This window comes from Burkholderia ubonensis, assembly GCF_001718695.1.
GTDB lineage: Bacteria > Pseudomonadota > Gammaproteobacteria > Burkholderiales > Burkholderiaceae > Burkholderia > Burkholderia ubonensis_B.
In genome coordinates, this window is sequence record NZ_CP013421.1 from 534,089 (window position 1) to 554,765 (window position 20,677).

Consider the following 20,677-nt stretch of genomic DNA (forward strand, 5'->3'; position numbering starts at 1 on the left):
GCGCAGCAAGCGACGTGCCGCGCGCCGCGCCGAACGCGGCGCGCACGCGCGTGGCCGCGAGGTCGACGCCCGTTTTACAAGCGCGCTGTAACGCGGCGGACGTTGCGCACGCAACACGCGGCCCGTCGGCGTGCGCCGGGCGCGCGCACGGGAATTGCTTCGCCGCGACACGCGTGCGGCAAGGGCCGCCGCATCACACCAGGAGCCGCCATTGTTCGTGCCGCCGTTCATGAACGTGTGCCGTATCGCCCGCATCGGCTCGACCGCGTGCGCGCTCGCGCCGTCGCTCGCGCATGCCGCCGGCGCGGCAGCCGCGCCGGCCGGCCCGTTGCCGCTCGCGTACGTCGCGCATGCGGCCGGGCCGGCCGCGCGGCCGGTGCTGGTGCTCGGCTGGGCGTTGCTGGCGCTGTGCACGTTGGTGTGCGTGACGATCGCCGTGCTGCTGGCGCTCGCGATCTTCCGACGCCGCCCGCGCGCGGCCGGCCCGCGCAGCGGGCTGACCATCGTGACGGTCGGCACGGCCGTTTCGATCGTGCTGCTGTTCGGCTCGCTCGTCTACATGCTGCGCGTGCTCGCGGTGGTGGCCGCGCCGCCGCGGCCGCCCGCGCTGACGATCGGCGTGACCGCGCACGACTGGTGGTGGGCCGTCCGCTATCTGGCCGACGCGGACGGCGCGGCGTTCGTCACCGCGAACGAGATACACATCCCGGTCGGCGAACCGGTGCTCGTCGAACTGACGAGCGCCGACGTGATCCACGCGTTCTGGGTACCGCAACTCGCCGGCAAGACGCAGACGATCCCCGGCCAGACCAATCGCCAGTGGCTGCAGGCCGACCGGCCGGGCGTCTATCGCGGGCAGTGCTCGCAGTACTGCGGCGCGCAGCATGCGCACATGGCGTTCGAGGTCGTGGCCGAGCCGCCCGCCGCGTTTCGCGCGTGGCTCGCCGCGCAGCGTCAGCCGGCGCCGGCTGACGCCGCCGGCCCAGAATTGCGCGGCCGGCGCCTGTTTACCGAACGCTGCGCCGGCTGCCACGCGGTGCGCGGCACCGATGCGACCGGCGATGCGGGCCCCGACCTGACGCACGTCGGCTCGCGCCGGCTGCTCGCGGCCGGCACGCTGGAGAACACGCCGGCCAACCTGCGCGACTGGATCGCCCATGCGCAGCAGCGCAAGCCGCAAACGCTGATGCCGTCGTTCGCGCTCGCGCCGCGCGACGCCGACGATCTCGCCGCCTATCTCGCAACCCTGCACTGAACGGAGGATGACGATGGCCGCTGCCCGCGACACGCGCTCCGCGCTCAGCCGCGTGCCCGACCTCGGCGACGCGCCGCCGGGCTCCGAGCACGAGCGGGCGCTCGCCGAGCTGTGGGAGTCGGCGCCCGGCTGGCGCGGCTGGCTCGGCACGGTGGACCACAAGCGCATCGGCATCCGCTACATCGTCACCGCGTTCGCGTTCCTGTTGCTCGGCGGCGTCGAGGCGCTCGTGATGCGCATCCAGCTCGCGCGGCCGAACGCGACGGTGCTCACCCCGGCGCAGTACGACTCGCTGTTCACGATGCACGGCGTCACGATGATCTTCCTGTACGCGCTGCCGGTGCTGTCCGGCTTCGCGAACTACCTGTGGCCGCTGATGCTCGGCTCGCGCGACATGGCGTTCCCGCGGCTCAACGCGTTCTCGTACTGGGTGTTCCTGTTCGCCGGGCTGTTCCTGTACGCGAGCTTTCCGCTCGGCGCGGTGCCCGACGGCGGCTGGTTCAACTACGTGCCGCTCACGTCGCTCGACTACAGCGCGGGCGCGAACATCGACATCTACGCGCTCGGGATGATCCTGCTCGGCATCTCGACGACGGGGGGCGCCGCGAACTTCGTCGTCACGCTGTTGCGCATGCGTGCGCACGGCATGTCGATCGACCGGCTGCCGATCATCGTCTGGGGCACGCTGACCGCGTCGGTCGCGAACCTCGTGGCGGTGCCCTCGGTGAGCCTCGCGTTCCTGCTGCTGTGGCTCGACCGCAATGCCGGCACGCATTTCTTCGACGTCGCGCACGGCGGCCGGCCGCTGCTGTGGCAGCACCTGTTCTGGATGTTCGCGCACCCGTGGGTGTACGTCGTCGTGCTGCCGGCGATGGGTATCGTGTCGGACGCGCTGCCGACGTTCTGCCGCCGCCCGCTCGTCGCGTACGAAGCCGTCGCGGTATCAACGGTCGCGACGATGCTGATCGGCTTCGAGGTCTGGGTGCATCACATGTTCGCGACCGGCATCGCGCCGCTCGCGCTCGCGTTCTTCGGCGCGGCCAGCATGCTGATCTCGATCCCGAGCGCGGTCGCCGTGTTCGCGTGGATCGCGACGATCTGGACCGGACGACCGGTGTTCCGCACGCCGTTCCTCTATCTCGCGAGCTTCGTGCTCATGTTCGTGATCGGCGGCGTGTCGGGCGTGATGACGGCCGCGGTGCCGCTCGACTGGCAGCTCACCGACACGTATTTCGTCGTCGCGCACCTGCATTACGTGCTGCTCGGGATCAACGTGTTTCCCGTGCTCGGCGGCGTGACGTACTGGTTCCCGAAGTTCACGGGCCGGATGATGAACGAGCGCTTCGGCCGGCTGACGTTCTGGGTCGTGCTGGTCGGCTTCAATCTCGGCTTCTTCCCGATGCACGTGTCGGGGCTGCTCGGCATGCCGCGGCGCGTCTACACGTACCCGTCCGGGATGGGCTGGGACACGTCGAACCTGCTGACCACGATCGGCTCGTTCGTGTTCGGCATCGGCATCGTGATGTTCGTCGTCAACGCGCTCGTCAGCGCGCGGCGCGGCCAGCGCGCCGGCGCGAACCCGTGGGGCGCGGCCGGGCTCGAATGGTCGGTCGCATCGCCCGCGCCGGCGTACAACTTCGCGGTGCTGCCGCTCGTCGCGTCGCGGCATCCGCTGTGGGAAACGCGCGACGCCGCGCAGCGCAGCAGCATGCGGGTCGGCTATCGGCTCGCGCACGGCCGCGAGGCGCTGGCGGTCACGCCGCTCGCGGCGAAGCCGAGCGCGATCCTCAAGATGCCCGATGACAGCTGCGTGCCGTTCGTGCTCGCGCTGCTGTCCAGCGCCGTCTTCGCGGCGATGCTCGCGCGCTCGCCCGCGCTCGTGTGCGCGGCGACGGCCGGCTGCGCGATCGCGACCGCCGCATGGCTGTGGCCGCGCGACACGCTCGGACAACGCGCACGCGCGGCGGCGCGCGACGCGACGCCGGTGCCGGCCGCAGCGGCCGGGGCGCATCCCGATGATCCGCCTTCGGTGCGGTTGCCGCCCGGCGCGCCCGCCGCCTGCGCCGCACCGCTGCCGGTCGGCAGTTGCGGCACGCGCGCGGGTGGCTGGTGGGGTGTGCTGACGCTGGTCGCGACCGAGGCCGCGCTGTTCGGCTACCTGCTGTTCTGCTACTTCTACCTACAATCGCAATGGGCCGCGCCCTGGCCGCCCGAAGGAATGCCGAAGCTCGGCCTCGCGGCCGGCAACACGGTCGTGCTGCTGTCGAGCAGCGCGTTCGTGTGGCTCGCCGAGCGCGACGTGCGCGCGGGCAAGCGGCCGCGCGCGGTGGCGGCGCTCGCGGTCGCGCTGGCGCTCGGCATCGCGTTCGCGCTCGTGCAGCTGCACGAGTGGCGCACCCATCCTTACGGGCCGACCGCGCATCTGTACGGCAGCCTGTACTTCACGATCACGGGCTTTCACCTCGCGCACGTGGTGGCCGGCCTCGTGATCCTGGCGCTGCTGACCGGCTGGACGGCCGCAGGCTTCTTCGGCCTCGAGCGACGCGTCGCGCTGACGGTCGGCGGCCTCTACTGGCACTTCGTCGACGTCGTGTGGCTGTTCATCTTCACTGCGCTGTACGTATCGCCGTACTGGCTGCGGAGGCCGGGATGAACGGCATGCGACGTGCATGGACACCGCTGCTCGCGATCGCGGCCGGCCTGGTCGGCGCGCCGGCGCTGTGGTTCGCGCAGATGCTCGTGTCCGAGACGCTCGCGTCGACGGCGTGCTATCCGCTCGGCGTCGCGCAGGCCGCGCCGCGCTGGGCGCACGTCGGCGTGTGGCTCGCGCTGATCGCGGCCGCTGCGTTCGCGCTCGCGGCGGCGTGCGCGGCGTGGGCAGCGCGCGCGTGGCGGCGCGCGCACGATCGCGCGGCTCAGCCCGAGACGCGCGACGACAGCACGCGCTTCCTCGCGCGCTGCGCGATGCTCGCCGCGCTCGGGTTCGTGGTGGGCCTCGTGTTCACCGGCATCGTCACCGCTTTCCTGGGGCCGTGCAGTCCATGGCGCTGATCTCGTACGCTTCGTTTCTGCTGCGGCGACGCCGTGCCGCGCTCGCCGCCGCACTGTGCGCGACGCTCGCCGCATGCGACATGCAACAGCACGACCGCGCGCTGTCCGGCGGTGAGGCGGCCGACGCGGCGTCGGCTGTCGAAGCGCCCGAGCCCGCGTCGGGCTGGCGCTTCGTGCGAATCGCGGCGGCGGCGGATGCCGGGGCGTCAATGTCGGCGCGGGTGGAAGAAGATTCGCGGCTTGCGCAGCGACAGCGGGCGGTGGTGGGGGCTTCGGGTGGGGTGGCGTTGTCTGCTGCTTCCTTTGCTTCTTCTGCTTCTTCTACGTCGCGCGCTTCGGCCTCTTTGTCCCCTTCGTCCGCGCCGTCTGCATCGTCCGCCTCAATCGCATCGGCTGCTTCCGCCGCATCCCCCACTTCCTCGTCGCGCCGCCCGATCGTCGCCGCGGCCGCCGCGAGCGCCGACGCCGCGACGATCGCGCGCGGCCGTTACCTCGCGCTCGCCGGCGATTGCTCCGCGTGCCACGACGCGGCCGACCACACGCCGTACGCGGGCGGGCAGCCGGTCAATTCGCCGTTCGGCCCGATCTACGCGCCGAACATCACACCCGACACGACGCACGGCATCGGCAACTACACGCTGCGACAGTTCGACGACGCGCTGCGGCGCGGCGTGCGCGCGGACGGCAGTCGGCTGTATCCGGCGATGCCCTACCCGTCCTTCGCGCACCTGAGCGACGCCGACGTGCGTGCGCTGTACGCGTATTTCATGCGCGGCGTCGCGCCGTCCGCGAATACGGCAAAGCGTACGGAGCTGCCGTTTCCGTTCAACCAGCGCTGGGCGCTGTCGCTATGGAGCCTGGTGTTCGCGAACCGCGACCGCTTCACGCCGCAGCCGTCGAAATCGGCGGAATGGAATCGCGGCGCGTATCTGGTGCAGGGGCTCGGCCACTGCGGCGCGTGTCATACGCCGCGCGGGCCGGCCTACAACGAGCGCGGCTACGACGAGCGCAGCCCGGCGTTCCTGACCGGCGGCATCAACGATCACTGGTTCGCGCCGAACCTGACCGGCGCGGCGCCGGACGGCCTCGGCCGCTGGTCGGCCGACGACGTCGCCGCGTTCCTGCGCAGCGGCCACGCCGCGCGCGGCGCGGTGTTCGGCGCGATGGCGCCGGTCGTCGGCGAGAGCACCACGCTGCTGACCGACGGCGATCGTCATGCGATCGCCGTGTACCTCAAGTCGTTGCCCGCGCAATCGACGGCCGCGACGAACCCGCTCGGCGTCGGCGTGCCGCGGCTGACCGCGGCCGGACCGCGCCCCGAAGGCGGCCAGTTGGCGCCGGGCGCGGGCGTGTACGCGGGCTTCTGCGCCCGGTGCCACGGCGCGGACGGCATGGGCGCCGCGGATCGCGGACCGGCGCTCGCAGGGAACTCCGTCGTGCTGGCGGCAGATCCGACCAGCACGATCCGCATCGTCGTCGAAGGCGCGCAGCCGGTGCCCGGCAAGAACGGCCCCGTCGAGCGGATGCCGGCGATGCGCGACGCGCTGACGAGCAGCCAGATCGCCGCGGTCGTCAGCTACGTGCGCGGCGCGTGGGGGAATCGCGCGGCGCCGGTGTCCGAACAGGACGTCCGGCGATTGCGTGCGGCGATTCATCGCTAGGGGCGGCGCGGGGGGTGAATCGGGTGGCGCCAAGGTCGGTGTCGGTGTCGGTGTCGGTGTCGGTGTCGGCTTCGACTTCGACTTCGCAACAGGACGTCAGGCGTTACGCGCGGCGATCCATCGTCCGCGATGCCGTGCGGGAGAGAAAGGGTCGACACAAGGCCGGCTCACCTTCACTCACGCCCATCTCCGATCGCCTTGCTCGCGGTGACGCAGTCGAACGGACTCATTGCGTCGTCGCGGCCCGACGTGCCAGCTACTTCGGTTCCATCGCGCGACTGGCCAGCGTCGCGCGCAATCGTACATACAAGCAGCCGACGACCTCCCACGTCGCGACCCTCACGCTCACCGCTCCACCACCGCCACCGCCACCGCCACCGCCTTGATCTCCACGATGTAACCCGGCGCGCCGCCAAGCATGTGCGCGCCGACGGCCGTCCACGCCGGCCGCGGATGCGCATGGAAATAACGGTCGCGCACCTGCATGAACAGCGGCAGGTCGCGCATGTCGGTATGGAACGTCGTCAGGTCGACCACGTCGGCGAGCGTCGCGCCGCCCGCCTCGAGCACGCGCTTGAGGTTTTCGAACGCCTGCACGATCTGCGCTTCACGACCTTCGACCAGCTGCATCGCCGCGTCGCGTCCGATCTGCCCCGACACGTAAACGGTATCGCCGACCTTGATCGCCGGCGCGTAGCCGATCCTGTCGTACACGCTTTCCATCCCGGCCGGGATGATCGCTTCGCGGTTGCGCATCGGTGTCTCCGTGGCCGGGCGCACAGCGCCGGCCGCTCCTCCTGTTGAAGTGCAACACGGCGCGCCTACACGCGCGCCGCGGCCTCGCCTAACCGGGCGCCGCTCAGCCCGTATCGCCGCCGGCGACCGGCAGCACGGTGCCGGTGATGTAACTCGCTTCGTCCGAAGCGAGGAACAGGATCGGCGCGATCTGCTCGTCGATCGTGCCGTAGCGCTTGAAGAAAGTCGAATCGGTCACCTGCCGCACCGCCTCGGCCATCCACGCCTGTTCCTGCGCGCTGTCGCCGGCCGCATTGCGCGGCACGCGGCGCGGCGGCGCCGTGGTGCCGCCCGGCGCGGTCGCGACCACGCGGATCCCGTGTTCCGCGTATTCCATCGCGAGCGCCGCCGTCAGCGCGTTGACGCCGCCCTTCGCGGCCGAATACGGCACGCGGCGAATCCCGCGCGTCGCGATCGACGACACGTTGACGATCGCGCCGCCGCCCGCCTCGACCATATGCGGCAGCACCGCGTGGCAGCACCACAGCGTCGGGAACAGCGAGCGGCGGATCTCCGCGTCGATCTGGCGCGGCTCGTACGCGTCGAACGGCTTCGCCCAGATCGTGCCGCCGACGTTGTTGACCAGCACGTCGATCCGGCCGAACGCCGCGATCGCACACGCGATCGCCGCGCGCGCGCCGTCGTAGGTTTCCAGATCGGCGACGCATGCGGCCGCGCTGCCCTCCGGCGCTTCGGCGGCCACCTCGGCGACGAATTCGGCACGATCGACCAGCAGCACGCTGCCGCCCTCGGCCGCCGCGCGCAATGCGACGCCGCGGCCGATTCCCTGGCCGGCGCCGGTGACGACGACGATCTTGCCCGAGAATCGTTGCATCATCATGCCGCCTTCGCCGTCACGTTCGGCGTGAACTTCTCGTAATGGAAACTGCGCGGCGTCACGCGCTGCTCGTCGAAATACCCGCGCACCGCTTCGACCATCGGCACGGGGCCGCACAGATAGATGTCGACGTCGCCGTCGTTCAGCGCATCGGCCGGAATGTGCTGCGTGACCCAGCCCTTGCGCGCGTGGTTCGACGCCGCATCCGCAACCACCGTCGCGAACGTGAAGTTCGGCAGCCGCGCCGCGTACGCGTCGAGCGCCTCCACGCACACCAGATCGAGATCGCGCGTCACGCCGTAGACGAGATGCACCTGCTGCTGCGAGCCGCTGCGCGCGAGCACCTCGAGCATCGACAGGAACGGTGCGATGCCGGTGCCGCCCGCGAGGAACAGCGCGGGCCGCGCCGCGTCGCGCAGGTAGAAGCTGCCGAGCGGCCCGTCGAGTTCGAGTGTGTCGCCCGCGCGAGCCGTCTCGAGCCACGTGCTCATCACGCCGCCCGGAATCTTCTTGATCAGGAAGGCGAGCTTCGCGTCGCCCGGCGCGGACGAGAACGAATACGACCGGTGCTGGCCGCTTCCCGGCACGCCGATGTTCACGTACTGCCCCGGCAGAAAGACCGGCGCGGCGGCGCCGACGTCGAGTTCGAGCACGATCGCCGCGTCGTTGTGCGGCTCGACCTTCGCGACCGTCGCGGCGAACGCGCCGTGGCCAGTCTTGCACGCGAGCGACGACGCCGGCACCGCGATCACGCAATCGCTTTGCGGCACCATCTGGCAGGTCAGCACGACGCCGGCCGCCTTCTCGTCGTCGCTCAGTGCATCGTCGAGATAGTCGTCGCCGAGGTCGTAGCGGCCGCTTTCCGCGCGGCACTTGCAGGTGCCGCACACGCCGTCGGAGCAGTCCATCGGCAGGTTGATCTTCGCGCGGAATGCCGCATCGAGCACTTTCTCGCCGGCCTTGCAGTCGATGAAGCGGGTGACCCCGTCCTCGAAGTTCAGTGCGATCTGGTAGGTGGACATCGCTTCGTCTCCGTCTGGTTACTGTCGGTCGATCGGCGTCAGACGTGATACACGTCGAGCACCTGCCGGATGTAGTCGTTCTTCAGCACGATCTTCTTGTTCGAGATCAGCCACGCATCGCCCGCGCGACGCAGCGTGACGAACGCCGTGCCGAAGAAATGATCGGTCACGCGGTAGCGGTGGTTCAGCGTGTGGAAGTTGTAGCGCACGTCCACCTCGCCGTCGCGCTGCGCCAGCACCTCGACGTTCGTCACGTTGTGGCTGGTGCGCGGCTCGGGCGTCGATGCGCCGCTGCGCTCGGTCTTGATGCGGAACACGCGATCCTCGAGGCCGCCGCGATCGGCGTAGTACATCAGCGAGATCTGGCGTTGCGGATCCTCGGTCGGCCGATCGTCGTCGTCCCACGCGGGCATCCAGTACGTGACGTCCTCGGCGTAGCACGTGAGCCACGCGTCCCACTCGCGATCGTCGAGCAGGCGCGCTTCGCGATACAGCGCCGCGCAAATGGTCTGGTAGTCGATGTTCATGCCTGTGCCTCCCCGCGTTCCTGCTGCAACGCATCGCGCATCACGCGCACCCAGTATTCGTGCTGACACACGAACAGCCCTTCGTCCTCGCTGCGCTCGCCCGACACGCGCGGGTTCAGCCCCATCTTCGCGGCGTTCTCGTCCGGCCCGTCGATCCACAGCGGCGCGCCGCGCGACAGGTCGTTCCACATCGCCGTGCTGCCCGCGTAGCCGGCCTGGCATGCGCGGAATTCCTCGAGATCGTCGGCGGTGCCCATCCCGGACACGTTGAAGAAGTCCTCGTACTGGCGGATCCGCGTCGCGCGATCGGCGTCGCTCTCGCCCTTCGGCGCGAAGCAGAAGATGCTGACCTCGGTCTTGTCGACGGCGAGCGGGCGCAGCACGCGGATCTGCGAGCCGAACTGGTCCATCAGGTACACGTTCGGATACAGGCACAGGTTGCGCGTCTGGTTCACGATGAAGTCGGCCTGTACCGCGCCGACGCGCGCGGCGATCTCGTCGCGATGCCGGTACACGGGCCGCACTTCCGGGTTCATCGTCTTGGTCCACAGCAGGATGTGGCCGTGATCGAAGCCGTAGACGCCCGCAACCGACTTGCTCCAGCCGTTCGCATCGACGGCCTTCGTGCCGTCTTCCTTGCGGCGGCCCATCGTCGCCGCATAGTTCCAGTGCACGGTGCTCACGTGATAGCCGTCGCAGCCGTTCTCCATCTGCATCTTCCAGTTGCCTTCGTAGATGTAGGAGGAGTTGCCGCGCAGCACTTCGAGCCCGTCGGTGGACTGGTCGACGATCATGTCGATGATCACGCGCGCGTCACCGAGGTAGTCCTCGAGCGGCAGGACGTCGTCGCTGAGGCTGCCGAACAGGAAGCCGCGATAGCTTTCGAAGCGCGCGACCTTCTTCAGGTCGTGCGAGCCTTCCTTGTTGAAGCACTCCGGATAGCCGGCGTCTTCCGGGTCCTTCACCTTCAGCAGCTTGCCGCTGTTGTTGAAGGTCCAGCCGTGGAACGGGCACGTGTAGGTCGCCTTGTTGCCGCGCTTGTGGCGGCACAGCATCGCGCCGCGGTGCGTGCAGGCGTTGACGAACGCGTTCAGCTCGCCCTGGCTGTTGCGCGCGATGAAGACCGGCTGGCGGCCGATGTGCGTCGTGTAGTAATCGTTGACGTTCGGAATCTGGCTCTCGTGCGCGAGGTAGATCCAGTTGCCTTCGAAGATGTGCTTCATCTCGAGCGCGTACAGCGCCTCGTTAGTGAAGATGTCGCGGCGGCAGCGGAAGATGCCGGCGTCCTTGTCGTCCTGCACCGCGGTGGCGAGCAGGTGGTCCAGTTCGGTGGTGGGGTCGATCGTCGCGGACATGTTGGTTCCTCCTGTGCGCGTGCCGGGTCCTGCAAGCACGCTCGCATCGGTGTCGATTGAATCCTGGGGAGACGGCGGCCGCGTATTTGCGCGGCCGTGCGGTCGGGTGTTCAGGCGGCGACGCTCGCGCGCGGGCGTTCGACGATCTGGTTGTCGGCGCCGCCGACGCGCGGCGTCAGCACGAAGTCGAACGTGATGTCCTGGTACGCGTCGGCCTTCAGCCCGAGCGCCGCGCCGCCGGTCTTCGTCGTGACGGGCGGGATCAGTTCCTCGCGCGTCGCATACGCGAAGTCATCCCAGATCAGCGGATCGCCTTCGATGTTGAACTGCGTCGTCAGCTTGCGATGGCCGTCGCTCGTCACGAAGAAGTGCACGTGCGCCGGACGGTTGCCGTGGCGGCCGAGGCGGTCCAGCAGTTGCTGCGTCGCGCCCTGCGGCGGGCAGCCGTAGCCGACCGGCATCAGCGTGCGGAATGCGTAGGTGCCGTCGGCGCCGGTCCTGACTGCGCCGCGCAGGTTGAAGTCGCGCTGCGCGCCGGTCGGATCGAAATGCGAATAGAAGCCGTGCGAGTTCGCGTGCCAGCATTCGACCAGCGCGCCGGCCACCGGCTTGCCGTCGAGGTCCTTGACCGTGCCGTGGATCACGAGCGGGCCGGCGCCTGCGTCGGCGTCGAGGTCGATCTTCGCGACGCCGTCGCGCACCGGTGCGCCCGCGACGTACAGCGGGCCTTCGATCGTGCGCGGCGTGCCGCCGTCGAGGCCGAGCGCGGCGTCGGCGGCGTCCATGCGGATGTCGAGATACTTCTCGAGCCCGAGGCCGGCCGCGAGCAGCGCAGCTTCGCCGTCCTGACCGAGCTTGTTCAGGTAGTTCACGCCGGCCCAGACTTCATCGGGCGTGATGTCGAGGTCGTCGATCGCCTTGAAAAGGTCGCCGAGCAGCCGCAGCACGATCTGCTGCGTGCGCGCGTCGCCGGTGCTCGCGCCGTTGGCGTTCGCACTCGATGCGGCCTTCAGCAGATCCTGCACTTCCCTGGTTTCGAAAACCTTGATGCTCATGATGGTGTCTCCACGTGTAGTTTTGGAAAAAGCGATCGGCGGGTGCGGCACGCGCAACACGACGGCTGCTCGAATCAAACGTCGCCGTCGGATTGCAACGGCGGGCGGCGACGCGACGGTGTCGCCGAAAACTTCCAGTACGGCAACGCCGGTGGTGCGGTTGCGATGTCGTGCGGCTCGACGTTGCGCGGCAGGTCGCACGTTGCGTGTGGCGAGTTCATGGAACGGATTTATACGCGGCGGGGAAATGCTGCGTCCAATACTTTTGTCCTGGCTATTTAATACCCACCAGGTATCGAAATACATCGTACGAACGGACATTTCGCGGCGCACGATACCTTGAATGGGAAGTCGAGCGTGCCGGGACGCTTGCTGGAGCGCGGTCGGAGGAGGTTTGGGGGCAGCGCGGGTATAGGCGTGCGGCGGCGCAGGCTGCGGTCGTGAAAACTGGGCAGAAGGCAGCGGTCGGCTGGGGGCGGTCAGGGTTTTCCTGACGGCGGAATGGAAGGATTTACCGTGGCGCTAGTGGAAATGCGGCGGCTTATCCGTTCGCCGGGATGACGTCGGCGGGACTGGGGCGCGCGCCGATGGCATCGCGCCGGTATAGGGAGTCGGCGACCCGCGAAGATCTCGGGCCATCGCAGGCTGACCATCGCGCGAGGCGCGTAGGTGCAGCGGCGCACCGGTGCGTCGGTGCGTCGGTGCATAGACGATTGACGTATCGACAAACCGGCACGTCGGCGCATCAGCGTCTCGGCGGATGGGGATGCGGCGGATGGGCCGATTGATGCATTGGTACATCGGTGTGTCGACACACCGGGCGTCGGGCGTCGGCACACCAGCACATCACCAAATCGCCTACTGCGCCCTCACCGGCAGCCGGCACAGCGCCGCCCTACGCTGACGCGCGTCGCTCATGCAGCCGCAACGCGGCCCACGCGATCGCGGCCGACACGATACCGACCACGCCGCCGAACGTGCCGATCCACGCGAGTCCGAAGTCGCGCGCGATGTGGTTGCCCAGCAGCGCCCCTGCGCCGATCCCGACGTTGTAGAGCGCGGAAAAGATCGAGACGGCGAGATCGGTCGCGTCCGGCGCCAGTTTCAGCACCCATGCCTGCATTGCAAGGCCGAAGCAGATGATCGCGCCGCCCCACACCAGCGTGTGCACGGACAGCGTGACGATGTTCAGCGCGCTCGGAAACAGCACCAGCAGACACGCGGACAACGCCACGATCGACGCGAGCAGGAAGTCGGCCGGCCGCTCCGGGAACACGCGGTTGAAGCAGATGGCCGCGGGCATCCCCGCGACGCCGAACAGGATCAGCACGTAGGTGATCCGGCTGCTGCTCGCATGATTGACGGTCTGCACGAACGGTTCGATGTACGTGTACGACGTGAAGTGAGCCGACACGACCAGCACCGTGATCGCGTACAGCGACACCAGCGCCGGCTTGCGCAGGAACGTGCCGATGCTGGCGAGCGAGCCGGCGCCCTGGCTCGCGAGCGTCGGCAGCGTCGCGCGCAGCAGCAGCAAGGCGACGGCCGCCGCCGCGCCGATCACGAGGAACGTGACGCGCCAGCCGAGCGCTTCGCCGATCACGCGCCCGAGCGGAATGCCGGCGACCATCGCGATCGCGGTGCCCATCGCGAGCAGGCTCAGCGCGCGGCTCTTGCGGTCGCTCGGCGCGAGGCGCACCGCGAGCGGCACCGAGATCGACCAGAAGATCGCATGCGCGCACGCGACGCCGAGCCGCCCGATTATCAGCACCGTGAAATTCCACGCGACGCCGGTCACGACGTGACTGGCGACGAACACGAGCAGCGCGCAACTGAGCAGCTTGCGGCGCTCGACGTGACGCGTGACGAAGGTGAGCGGCAGCGACACGACGGCCACGGTCCACGCATAGATCGTCAGCATCAGGCCGACGTCGGTCGGCTGCATGTGAAGGCTGTCGCCGATCGCGCCGAGCAGGGCGACGGGGACGAATTCGGTGGTGTTGAAAATGAAGGCAGTGAGCGCGAGGGCCAGGACGCCCCACCACGACTGCTCGGAACTGACGGCGTCCGGAGTTGCCATACGGGAATTCGACGAAGGTTGGGCACGCGTGCGCGGGCCGTAACGGAGCGTGCCGGGCAGTGCCGCCCCGCGCATCGCGCCGATTGTACAGCGGCGCCCGCCATGCCGCCGCGGCGCGAGGGCGACATGGCGGCATGGCGACATGGCGCCGACACGTCGGCGGGCCGATAATGTGCGCAACCCTTCGCGAACGATTCGCCCGAATGTCACCAGGCCAGGAGATTCACATGCGCATTGAAACGTCATTTCTGTTCGATCTCGACGGCACGCTCGTCGACAGCGTCTACCAGCACGTGCTCGCGTGGAAGGAAGCGCTCGATGCAGAAGGCATCGAGCTGTCGGTATGGCGCATCCACCGCAAGATCGGGATGAGCGGCGGGCTGTTCCTCAACCAGCTGCTGCGCGAAACGTCCGGCGACATCGACGCCGACCGCGTCGAGCGGCTCGCCCGGCTGCATGCGGCCGCCTACCAGCGGCTGCGCGCGCAGGTGCGGCCGCTGCCCGGTGCGCGCGAGCTGCTGGCCGCGCTGTCGAACGCCGGCATCCGCTGGGCGATCGCGACCAGCGGACGCATGGAAACCGCGGCCATCAATCTGGAGGCGCTCGGCGTCGATCCGGCGAAGAACGTGGTCGTCACGCGCGATCAGGTCAAGTATGCGAAGCCGGACCCCGATCTGTTCCTCACCGCCGCGGCGAAGTTGAACGTGCAGATCGAGCATAGCGTCGTGGTCGGCGACAGCATCTGGGACATGCTCGCGGCGAGCCGCTGTCGCGCGCTAGGCGTCGGGCTGTTGTCGGGCGGCTACGGCAGCGACGAACTGGAGCGCGCCGGCGCGCTGCGCGTGTATGACGATCCGGCCGATTTGCTGCGGCATCTCGACGAGGTGGCCGCGCGGCCGTGAGGTCAATTCGGATGCGTGCGGGGTTCGTGGGACGGGGCGTCGTATTGCCGCGAACCCGAATCCCGTAACGAGACGGGACAATCCATCACGGGCTTCCCGGCGTTACACGAATCCACGGGCAAACGCAGCCCGTATTCATGGCAACGAGGTGATGCAGACAAGACCCGGTTCCCCGCGCACGAACTCGGCGCCAAGTTTCAGCGTCTCGACGAAATCGCGACCGTAGTTTCCAGCAAAAATACGGTACGCGCGTCGCGTTCGCCCGGATCGCTGAGCCCCCCGCCCCCTAAACCGTCCTCCTGACCAACATCGTCCGAATCTCCGAAATCGCCTTCGTCGGATTCAACCCCTTCGGGCACACATCCGTGCAATTCATGATCGTCCGGCACCGGAACAGCCGATACGGATCCTCGAGATTATCGAGCCGCTCGGCCGTCGCCATATCGCGTGAATCGGCAATGAACCGGTACGCCTGCAGCAACCCCGCCGGCCCGACGAACTTGTCCGGGTTCCACCAATAGCTCGGGCACGACGTCGAACAGCACGCACACAAAATGCACTCATACAGCCCGTCGAGCTGATCGCGCTCCTCCGGCGTCTGCAACCGCTCGCGTTCAGGCGGCGTCGTGTCATTGATCAGGTAAGGCCGTATCGAGTGATACTGGTTGAAGAAGTCCGTCATGTCGACGATCAGATCGCGCACCACCGGCAACCCGGGCAGCGGCCTGAGCACGATCTCGCGCGGCAGCGTCTTCATGTTGGTCAGGCACGCGAGCCCGTTCTTGCCGTTGATGTTCATCGCATCGGAGCCGCAAATCCCCTCGCGGCACGAGCGCCGGTACGACAGCGTCTCGTCGTCGTGCTTCAGGCGTCCGAGCACGTCGAGCAGCATGCGGTCGTCGGCGCTCACGTCGATCTCGTAGCGCTGCATGTACGGCGCGGCGTCGCGGTCGGGATCGTAACGGTAGATGTGTAGCGTACGCGGATCGTTCATGGTTCCTCCCGGCACGGCGCCGGCATCGGGTGACAAGGCGCGCGGCCGGCCGGTACGCAAACGCCATACCGACCGACCGCGCATCGACGGGCATCAACGTGACTCAATCGTCATCGAGCCGCTTGTCGATCAGATAACGTCCACGCTCGACGCCCGCGCGCAGCGCCTCCTCTTCCGACGCCCACTCCGGATTCGCCGGCTCCGGCACGAACAGCTCGATGCGCGCGCCGTCGACGTACACCTGCACCTCGTCCGCCCACGCGCCGCGTTCGTTGCGGCGCGCCCACACGCGTATCTCGTGGCCGCGATACGGATCGCGCACCTGTGCATCGGGTTGATGCTCCATGCTGGCCCCCTGTGCTTATCTGCGATGACATGAAAAAAATGCGCGCCGCATGATCGGCGCGCACGCCGCGCTGCCCGCGCGCATACGACATGCCCGCGCCTCCGCGCCCGGCACGCCCCTTGCGTCCCCATTGCACATCGCACCGCTCCGGTACGCCAGATAAAAAGGGAGGCCACGATGATCGGCCATATCGAACTTCTCGGACGCCTGCTGCTCGCCGCGCTGCTCGGCAGCGTGGTCGGGCTCGAGCGCGAGCGACTCAACTGGGCCGCGGGCCTGCGCACGCACATGCTGGTGTGCGTCGGCTCCGCGCTCGTGATGCTCGTCTCGATCTTCGGCTTCGCCGACGTGCACGGGCAGGCAGGCGTCGTGCTCGATCCGTCGCGGGTCGCCGCGCAGGTGGTGTCGGGCATCGGCTTTCTCGGCGCCGGCTCGATCCTGCTGCGCGGCGAAGTGGTGCGCGGGCTGACGACGGCCGCGAGCCTGTGGGCCGTGGCCGGCATCGGCCTCGCCGCGGGCGGCGGCATGTATGTCGCGGCGCTGGGCGCAACCGCGATCGTGCTCGTGATCCTCGCCGGCGTGAAGCCGCTCGAGCGCCGCTTCATCGCGCAACGGCAGCAGCGCACGCTGCGCCTCGTCGTCGAGCGCGGCGGCCTCACGCTCGCGACGCTGCACGACGCGCTCGGCAACGGCCGCGTGCGCGTGAAGCGCTTCATCGTCCAGCAATCCGACGACGACCCCGATACCGACGACATCTCGGTGTCGTTCTCGCGCACGAGCGGAGCGGAATTTGCGGCGATCTGCCGGACGCTGAAAGGTATCACCGGCGTGCGCACCTGTTGCCCCGACAACGACAACTCGTCAAGGAGTTTCGCGTGACCCAGACGGACCTGCTCTCCTACCTCGTGACGAGCCAGCTCGCGGCGCGCATGCGCGGCGGCGAGTCGCTCACCGTCAGCCAGGTCGTCGGCGCGCTGCGCGCGTGGCTCGCCTGCCATCACGCCGAATGCGACTGGCTCGACCGGATCAGGATCGCGCACGCGTCGCTGCTGATTGCGCAGGGCATCTACGAGATCGCATGCGCGTACGGCGACCCGGAAGGCGTCGAGCGGATTCGCATCGACCTCGCGTCGCCCGAGCTGAAGGCGTTGCGCGCACGCTGCGACGTGCTGCTGCAACGTATCGACGGCAACCGCGACGCCGGCGCCCGATGAGCACGCCCGACCAGACGACGCACCGGCCGTTCGCGGTCAACGCGCGCGACGACGCCGTACCGGCCTGGTCGCCCGCGGACGAGCCCACGCGCCACGGCATGCTCGAATGCGGCCGGAACTGCGACGAGATCCGTCATGCGGACCGCTTCACCATCCTCATCGACGGCGCCGCCTATTTCGCGACGCTGCGCGCGGCACTGATCCGCGCGAGCCACACCGTGTTCATCGTCGGGTGGGACATCGACAGCCGGATGCGGCTCGTGCCCGACGGCGCGAACGACGGCTTTCCGGAGCCGCTCGGCGCGTTTCTGTGCGCGCTCGCGGCGGCCCGTCCGCGCCTGCGCATCTACGTGCTCGCGTGGGACTTCGCGATGATCTACGCGCTCGAGCGCGACTGGCCGCCGGTGTACCGCACGGCGTGGCAATCCCATCGCGGGATCGTGTTCCAGCTCGACGGCGCGCATCCGCGCGGCGCATCGCATCACCAGAAGCTGGTCGTGATCGACGACCGCGTCGCATTCGTCGGCGGGCTCGACCTGACGCGCGCGCGCTGGGACACGCCGTCGCATGCGGCCGACGAGCCGCGCCGCCGCGACGCGGACGGCGCGTCATACCGGCCGTTTCACGACGTCCAGGCGATGTTCGACGGCGACGCGGCGGCGGCGATCGGCGAGCAGGCGCGCCAGCGCTGGCGTTACGCATGCGGGCGCCGCGTCGCGATCCGCGCGCATCGCCATCTCGATCGCGAGGACGACGTCGATCCCTGGCCGCCCGGCGTACCGGTCGACGTGCGCGACGTGCAACTCGGCATCGCCTATACGGCGCCGCGGCATCGCGACCGCGAACCGGTGTCGCAGGTGCGCGCGCTGGTGGAGGACACGATCCGCGCGGCCCGGCGGCATCTGTATATCGAGAACCAGTACTTCACGGCGGCCGTCGTGCGCGAAACGCTGTCGCCGCGCCTCGCCGACGCGTGCGCGCCGGATGTGACCGTCGTCGCGCCGCCCGCCCACAGCGGCTGGCTGCAGGAAGCGACGATGGGCGTGCTGCGCGCGCGCCTGCATGCCGCGCTCGTCGCGGCCGACCGCTTCGATCGCTACCGGCTGCTGTATCCGCACGTCGACGGTCTCGACCGCGATTGGGTGAACGTCCACAGCAAGGTGATGATCGTCGACGACGAGTGCCTCGTGATCGGCAGCGCGAATCTCAACAATCGCTCGATGCTGCTCGACACCGAATGCGACATCGCGCTCGTCGCCGCGGGCGACGCGCGCATCCGCGCGGCGATCGCGCACATGCGCGACCGGCTGCTCGCCGAGCATCTCGGCACGACGCCCGCGGCCGTCGCCGACGCGTTCGCGCAGCCGGAACGGCCGAATGCCGCGCTCGACCGGCTGCGCGCGAAGGACGGACGCACGCTGCGCACGCTGGACCCGGCCGTCGCGCCGCAGCTCGACGCGCTCGTGCCCGTCAGCGCGCGGCTCGACCCCGAGCGGCCGATCGAGCCCGAGCGGCTCGTGCGCGAATTCGTGCCGCTGGAACAGCGCCGCTCGCTGAGCGCGCGTCTCGTCGTGCTCGGCGCATGCGTGCTGCTGATCGCCGCGCTCGCGGCCGCGTGGCGTTTTTCGCCGCTCGGCCACGAGCTGAATGTCGCGTCGCTCGCGCGCGCGGCGATGCGCGCCGCGCAACTGCCGGGCGCGCCCGCGCTGCTGCTCGCCGGCTACGTGGTCGCGGCGACGCTGTCGGTGCCGATCACGCTGCTGATCACCGTCACGGGCCTCGTGTTCGGCGCGTGGCCCGGTTTCGCGTATGCGGCCGCGGGCACGATGGCGGCGGCCGCCGCCACCTACGGCCTTGGCCGCTGGCTCGGGCGCGACGCGGTGCGCCGGCTTGCCGGCGCGCGCGCGAACCGGCTGAGCCGGCATCTCGGCAGGAGCGGCATCGTCGCGATGACCTTGCTGCGGCTGCTGCCGATCGCGCCGTTTACGGTCGTGAACCTCGTTGCGGGCGCTTCGCACATCGGGCTGCGCGATTACCTGGTCGGCACCGCGATCGGGATGCTGCCCGGCATCGCGCTGACCGTGACGTTCGCCCACCAGCTGACCGCCGCGTTGAGCCACCCGGATCCCGGCGCGTTCGCGTGGCTCACGGCGATCGGCATCGCGCTGGTCGGCCTCTCGGTGCTGCTCGTCCGGGCGCTGCGACGATGGCGCTGAGCACGCAAGCGGCGCCGCCGCCGGACATCGTCACGTCGGACGCCGCGCCGGCCGGCGCGCCGCGCGGGCACAACCTGCGGATCGCGACGTACAACATCCACGGCGGCTACGGCGCATGGCCCGCGCGCGCGGTCGAGCGCATCGTCGCGGTGATCCGCGAGCTCGACGCGGACGTGATCGCGCTGCAGGAAGTGCCGCTCGGCGGCTCGCGGGGCGCCGACGTGCTCGCGCACCTGCGCGCGGCCACCGGCCTGAACGCGGCGGCCGGCGTGACGATCGACACCACCGAGCGGCGCTACGGCAACGCGGTGTTGTCGCGCTGCCCGATCCGCGCGGCGCGCACGCTCGACCTGTCGTTCCGCCATCGCGAACCGCGCGGCGCGCTCGACGCCGACATCGATTGCGGCGCCGGCCTGATACGCGTGGTGGCGACCCATCTGGGGCTGTCGGCCGCCGAACGCAGCGAGCAGGTGCAGCGCCTGCTCGCTGCGTTCGACACGGGAGCGATGCCCGTGATCCTGCTGGGCGACATCAACGAATGGCTGATGCGCGGCCGCGCACTGCGCACGTTGGTGACGCGCTTCCGGCGCGCGCCCGCGCCGCGCACCTTCCCGACCCTCTATCCGCTGTTCGCGCTCGACCGGATCTGGATCCATCCCGGCGAACTGCTGGTCGACGTCGCCGTGCATCGCAGCATGCTCGCGCGCCACGCATCCGATCACTATCCGCTGGTCGCGCAGATGCGCGTGGAACCGGGCGCGGGCACACCGCTTGCGGGCTGAGCGCATTCCCTTCATGGAGCCTCACGGAGCCTTGCCCATGCGAACCGACGAACTCACCGGAACGGCCCTCGATTACTGGTGCGCACGCGCATTGTGCGCGGACGACGAAGACACGCTGAGCTTCACGGCCGTCGAGCCGCAGGTGATCGTGACCGCCGCATGCGACGCGCTGCGGCGGCTCGACGCGCAGTTCGCGCCGTCGGCGTCGTGGGCCGATGCGGGCGCGGTGCTCGAGCACGCGGTCGAACTGCGCGTGGTGCGGCGCGCGGACGGCGTCGAATGCGATGCGCGCTTCGACGACGGCCCGTCGACCTGCGCGGCCCGCGCGCCGAACCTGCGCGTCGCACTGCTGCGCGCGTTCGTGCGCGCGCGCTTCGGCGACGAAGTCGACACGCCGCCGGCGTTCGCGCACCGGATGGAGCGCGGCATGCCGGTGCGGCACGACGTCGGCGTGCCGATTCCTTCCACCGACCACGATCCGGCCACGGGCGAAAGCTCGGATATCCGCTCGATCCCGCGCATGTGACGCAGCGCGACGCCGGCCCGTCGTCGCCGCTCACGCGATGCAGATGTCGTGCCACCCG

19 protein-coding genes are annotated in these 20,677 nt (G+C 69.5%); 10 read left to right on the forward strand and 9 right to left on the reverse strand.

The genetic code is table 11. From position 1 onward, the window contains the following. Positions 1-229 precede the first annotated feature (229 nt). Genes coxB through WJ35_RS17275 form a run of 4 tightly spaced genes read left to right on the forward strand, consistent with a single transcriptional unit; the run spans position 230 to position 5,967 of the window. Positions 230-1,255, forward strand: coding sequence for a cytochrome c oxidase subunit II (coxB, locus tag WJ35_RS17260; protein WP_043292754.1), 1,026 nt, complete (start codon positions 230-232; stop codon positions 1,253-1,255). A 13-nt stretch (positions 1,256-1,268) separates the two neighbouring features. Continuing rightward, a complete protein-coding gene (ctaD, locus tag WJ35_RS17265) occupies positions 1,269-3,908 on the forward strand; it encodes a cytochrome c oxidase subunit I (protein WP_069239801.1) in 2,640 nt (879 codons plus the stop codon). Next, positions 3,905-4,306, forward strand: a complete 402-nt coding sequence (locus tag WJ35_RS17270) for a hypothetical protein (protein WP_043292611.1) — start codon at positions 3,905-3,907, stop codon at positions 4,304-4,306. Before ctaD ends, WJ35_RS17270 begins: the two co-directional genes overlap by 4 nt. Beyond that, the gene (locus WJ35_RS17275) at positions 4,297-5,967 is read left to right on the forward strand and encodes a c-type cytochrome (RefSeq protein WP_069239576.1); all 1,671 of its coding nucleotides are present in this window, start codon (positions 4,297-4,299) and stop codon (positions 5,965-5,967) included. The genes WJ35_RS17270 and WJ35_RS17275 overlap by 10 nt, the downstream gene beginning before the upstream one ends. Before the next feature lie 345 nt (positions 5,968-6,312). Here the strand turns inward: WJ35_RS17275 and WJ35_RS17280 are convergent, their stop codons facing one another. From WJ35_RS17280 to WJ35_RS17310, 7 genes are all read right to left on the reverse strand, one after another. Further along, positions 6,313-6,723 carry a RidA family protein gene (locus WJ35_RS17280; protein ID WP_046426902.1) on the reverse strand — a complete coding sequence of 137 codons (411 nt, stop codon included), beginning with the start codon at positions 6,721-6,723 and terminating at the stop codon, positions 6,313-6,315. A 103-nt stretch (positions 6,724-6,826) separates the two neighbouring features. After that, positions 6,827-7,603, reverse strand: coding sequence for a 1,6-dihydroxycyclohexa-2,4-diene-1-carboxylate dehydrogenase (locus tag WJ35_RS17285; RefSeq protein WP_069239577.1), 777 nt, complete (start codon positions 7,601-7,603; stop codon positions 6,827-6,829). Next, positions 7,600-8,622 (reverse strand): benzoate 1,2-dioxygenase electron transfer component BenC, encoded by a 1,023-nt coding sequence (gene benC / locus WJ35_RS17290; RefSeq protein WP_069239578.1) that lies wholly within the window; start codon positions 8,620-8,622, stop codon positions 7,600-7,602. The genes WJ35_RS17285 and benC overlap by 4 nt, the downstream gene beginning before the upstream one ends. 38 nt (positions 8,623-8,660) lie before the next feature. Continuing rightward, positions 8,661-9,149: a benzoate 1,2-dioxygenase small subunit gene (gene benB / locus WJ35_RS17295; protein ID WP_011879963.1), complete on the reverse strand. Its 489-nt coding sequence runs from the start codon at positions 9,147-9,149 to the stop codon at positions 8,661-8,663. Next, complete coding sequence (locus WJ35_RS17300; protein WP_069239579.1) at positions 9,146-10,504, reverse strand: Rieske 2Fe-2S domain-containing protein; 1,359 nt, start codon at positions 10,502-10,504, stop codon at positions 9,146-9,148. Before WJ35_RS17300 ends, benB begins: the two co-directional genes overlap by 4 nt. Positions 10,505-10,614: 110 nt before the next feature. Continuing rightward, positions 10,615-11,559 carry a catechol 1,2-dioxygenase gene (gene catA, locus WJ35_RS17305; protein ID WP_011879961.1) on the reverse strand — a complete coding sequence of 315 codons (945 nt, stop codon included), beginning with the start codon at positions 11,557-11,559 and terminating at the stop codon, positions 10,615-10,617. 895 nt (positions 11,560-12,454) lie between these two features. Then, entirely contained in the window at positions 12,455-13,639 is a 1,185-nt protein-coding gene (locus WJ35_RS17310; protein WP_069239580.1) for a sugar transporter, read from the reverse strand. 227 nt (positions 13,640-13,866) lie between these two features. On the opposite strand from WJ35_RS17310, the gene WJ35_RS17315 reads away from it, so the two are divergent. Further along, entirely contained in the window at positions 13,867-14,541 is a 675-nt protein-coding gene (locus tag WJ35_RS17315; protein ID WP_011879959.1) for an HAD family hydrolase, read from the forward strand. 286 nt (positions 14,542-14,827) lie between these two features. Here WJ35_RS17315 and WJ35_RS17320 read toward each other — a convergent pair whose 3' ends face one another. Both WJ35_RS17320 and WJ35_RS17325 read right to left on the reverse strand, forming a co-directional pair. Next, positions 14,828-15,535 (reverse strand): succinate dehydrogenase/fumarate reductase iron-sulfur subunit, encoded by a 708-nt coding sequence (locus WJ35_RS17320; protein WP_045579608.1) that lies wholly within the window; start codon positions 15,533-15,535, stop codon positions 14,828-14,830. A 103-nt stretch (positions 15,536-15,638) separates the two neighbouring features. Then, the gene (locus tag WJ35_RS17325) at positions 15,639-15,881 is read right to left on the reverse strand and encodes a DUF6566 family protein (protein ID WP_011879957.1); all 243 of its coding nucleotides are present in this window, start codon (positions 15,879-15,881) and stop codon (positions 15,639-15,641) included. A gap of 177 nt (positions 15,882-16,058) precedes the next feature. On the opposite strand from WJ35_RS17325, the gene WJ35_RS17330 reads away from it, so the two are divergent. From WJ35_RS17330 to WJ35_RS17350, 5 genes are read left to right on the forward strand one after another with little or no spacing between them, the layout of a single operon-like run. Continuing rightward, positions 16,059-16,760, forward strand: coding sequence for an MgtC/SapB family protein (locus tag WJ35_RS17330; protein WP_011879956.1), 702 nt, complete (start codon positions 16,059-16,061; stop codon positions 16,758-16,760). Then, complete coding sequence (locus tag WJ35_RS17335) at positions 16,757-17,095, forward strand: hypothetical protein (RefSeq protein ID WP_069239581.1); 339 nt, start codon at positions 16,757-16,759, stop codon at positions 17,093-17,095. Before WJ35_RS17330 ends, WJ35_RS17335 begins: the two co-directional genes overlap by 4 nt. After that, complete coding sequence (locus tag WJ35_RS17340) at positions 17,092-19,311, forward strand: VTT domain-containing protein (protein WP_069239582.1); 2,220 nt, start codon at positions 17,092-17,094, stop codon at positions 19,309-19,311. Before WJ35_RS17335 ends, WJ35_RS17340 begins: the two co-directional genes overlap by 4 nt. Continuing rightward, positions 19,302-20,093: an endonuclease/exonuclease/phosphatase family protein gene (locus WJ35_RS17345; RefSeq protein WP_069239583.1), complete on the forward strand. Its 792-nt coding sequence runs from the start codon at positions 19,302-19,304 to the stop codon at positions 20,091-20,093. Before WJ35_RS17340 ends, WJ35_RS17345 begins: the two co-directional genes overlap by 10 nt. Before the next feature lie 37 nt (positions 20,094-20,130). Further along, positions 20,131-20,619 carry a phage protein NinX family protein gene (locus WJ35_RS17350; RefSeq protein ID WP_045579604.1) on the forward strand — a complete coding sequence of 163 codons (489 nt, stop codon included), beginning with the start codon at positions 20,131-20,133 and terminating at the stop codon, positions 20,617-20,619. The last annotated feature ends 58 nt before the right edge of the window (positions 20,620-20,677 follow it).

Excerpts from the sequence above, each read along its gene's own strand:
- coxB (WP_043292754.1), top strand. The coding sequence starts at position 230 with ATGAACGTGTGCCGTATCGCCCGCATCGGCTCGACCGCGTGCGCGCTC.
- ctaD (WP_069239801.1), top strand. The coding sequence starts at position 1,269 with ATGGCCGCTGCCCGCGACACGCGCTCCGCGCTCAGCCGCGTGCCCGAC.
- WJ35_RS17270 (WP_043292611.1), top strand. The coding sequence starts at position 3,905 with ATGAACGGCATGCGACGTGCATGGACACCGCTGCTCGCGATCGCGGCC.
- WJ35_RS17275 (WP_069239576.1), top strand. The coding sequence starts at position 4,297 with ATGGCGCTGATCTCGTACGCTTCGTTTCTGCTGCGGCGACGCCGTGCC.
- WJ35_RS17280 (WP_046426902.1), bottom strand. The coding sequence starts at position 6,723 with ATGCGCAACCGCGAAGCGATCATCCCGGCCGGGATGGAAAGCGTGTAC.
- WJ35_RS17285 (WP_069239577.1), bottom strand. The coding sequence starts at position 7,603 with ATGATGATGCAACGATTCTCGGGCAAGATCGTCGTCGTCACCGGCGCC.
- benC (WP_069239578.1), bottom strand. The coding sequence starts at position 8,622 with ATGTCCACCTACCAGATCGCACTGAACTTCGAGGACGGGGTCACCCGC.
- benB (WP_011879963.1), bottom strand. The coding sequence starts at position 9,149 with ATGAACATCGACTACCAGACCATTTGCGCGGCGCTGTATCGCGAAGCG.
- WJ35_RS17300 (WP_069239579.1), bottom strand. The coding sequence starts at position 10,504 with ATGTCCGCGACGATCGACCCCACCACCGAACTGGACCACCTGCTCGCC.
- catA (WP_011879961.1), bottom strand. The coding sequence starts at position 11,559 with ATGAGCATCAAGGTTTTCGAAACCAGGGAAGTGCAGGATCTGCTGAAG.
- WJ35_RS17310 (WP_069239580.1), bottom strand. The coding sequence starts at position 13,639 with ATGGCAACTCCGGACGCCGTCAGTTCCGAGCAGTCGTGGTGGGGCGTC.
- WJ35_RS17315 (WP_011879959.1), top strand. The coding sequence starts at position 13,867 with ATGCGCATTGAAACGTCATTTCTGTTCGATCTCGACGGCACGCTCGTC.
- WJ35_RS17320 (WP_045579608.1), bottom strand. The coding sequence starts at position 15,535 with ATGAACGATCCGCGTACGCTACACATCTACCGTTACGATCCCGACCGC.
- WJ35_RS17325 (WP_011879957.1), bottom strand. The coding sequence starts at position 15,881 with ATGGAGCATCAACCCGATGCACAGGTGCGCGATCCGTATCGCGGCCAC.
- WJ35_RS17330 (WP_011879956.1), top strand. The coding sequence starts at position 16,059 with ATGATCGGCCATATCGAACTTCTCGGACGCCTGCTGCTCGCCGCGCTG.
- WJ35_RS17340 (WP_069239582.1), top strand. The coding sequence starts at position 17,092 with ATGAGCACGCCCGACCAGACGACGCACCGGCCGTTCGCGGTCAACGCG.
- WJ35_RS17345 (WP_069239583.1), top strand. The coding sequence starts at position 19,302 with ATGGCGCTGAGCACGCAAGCGGCGCCGCCGCCGGACATCGTCACGTCG.
- WJ35_RS17350 (WP_045579604.1), top strand. The coding sequence starts at position 20,131 with ATGCGAACCGACGAACTCACCGGAACGGCCCTCGATTACTGGTGCGCA.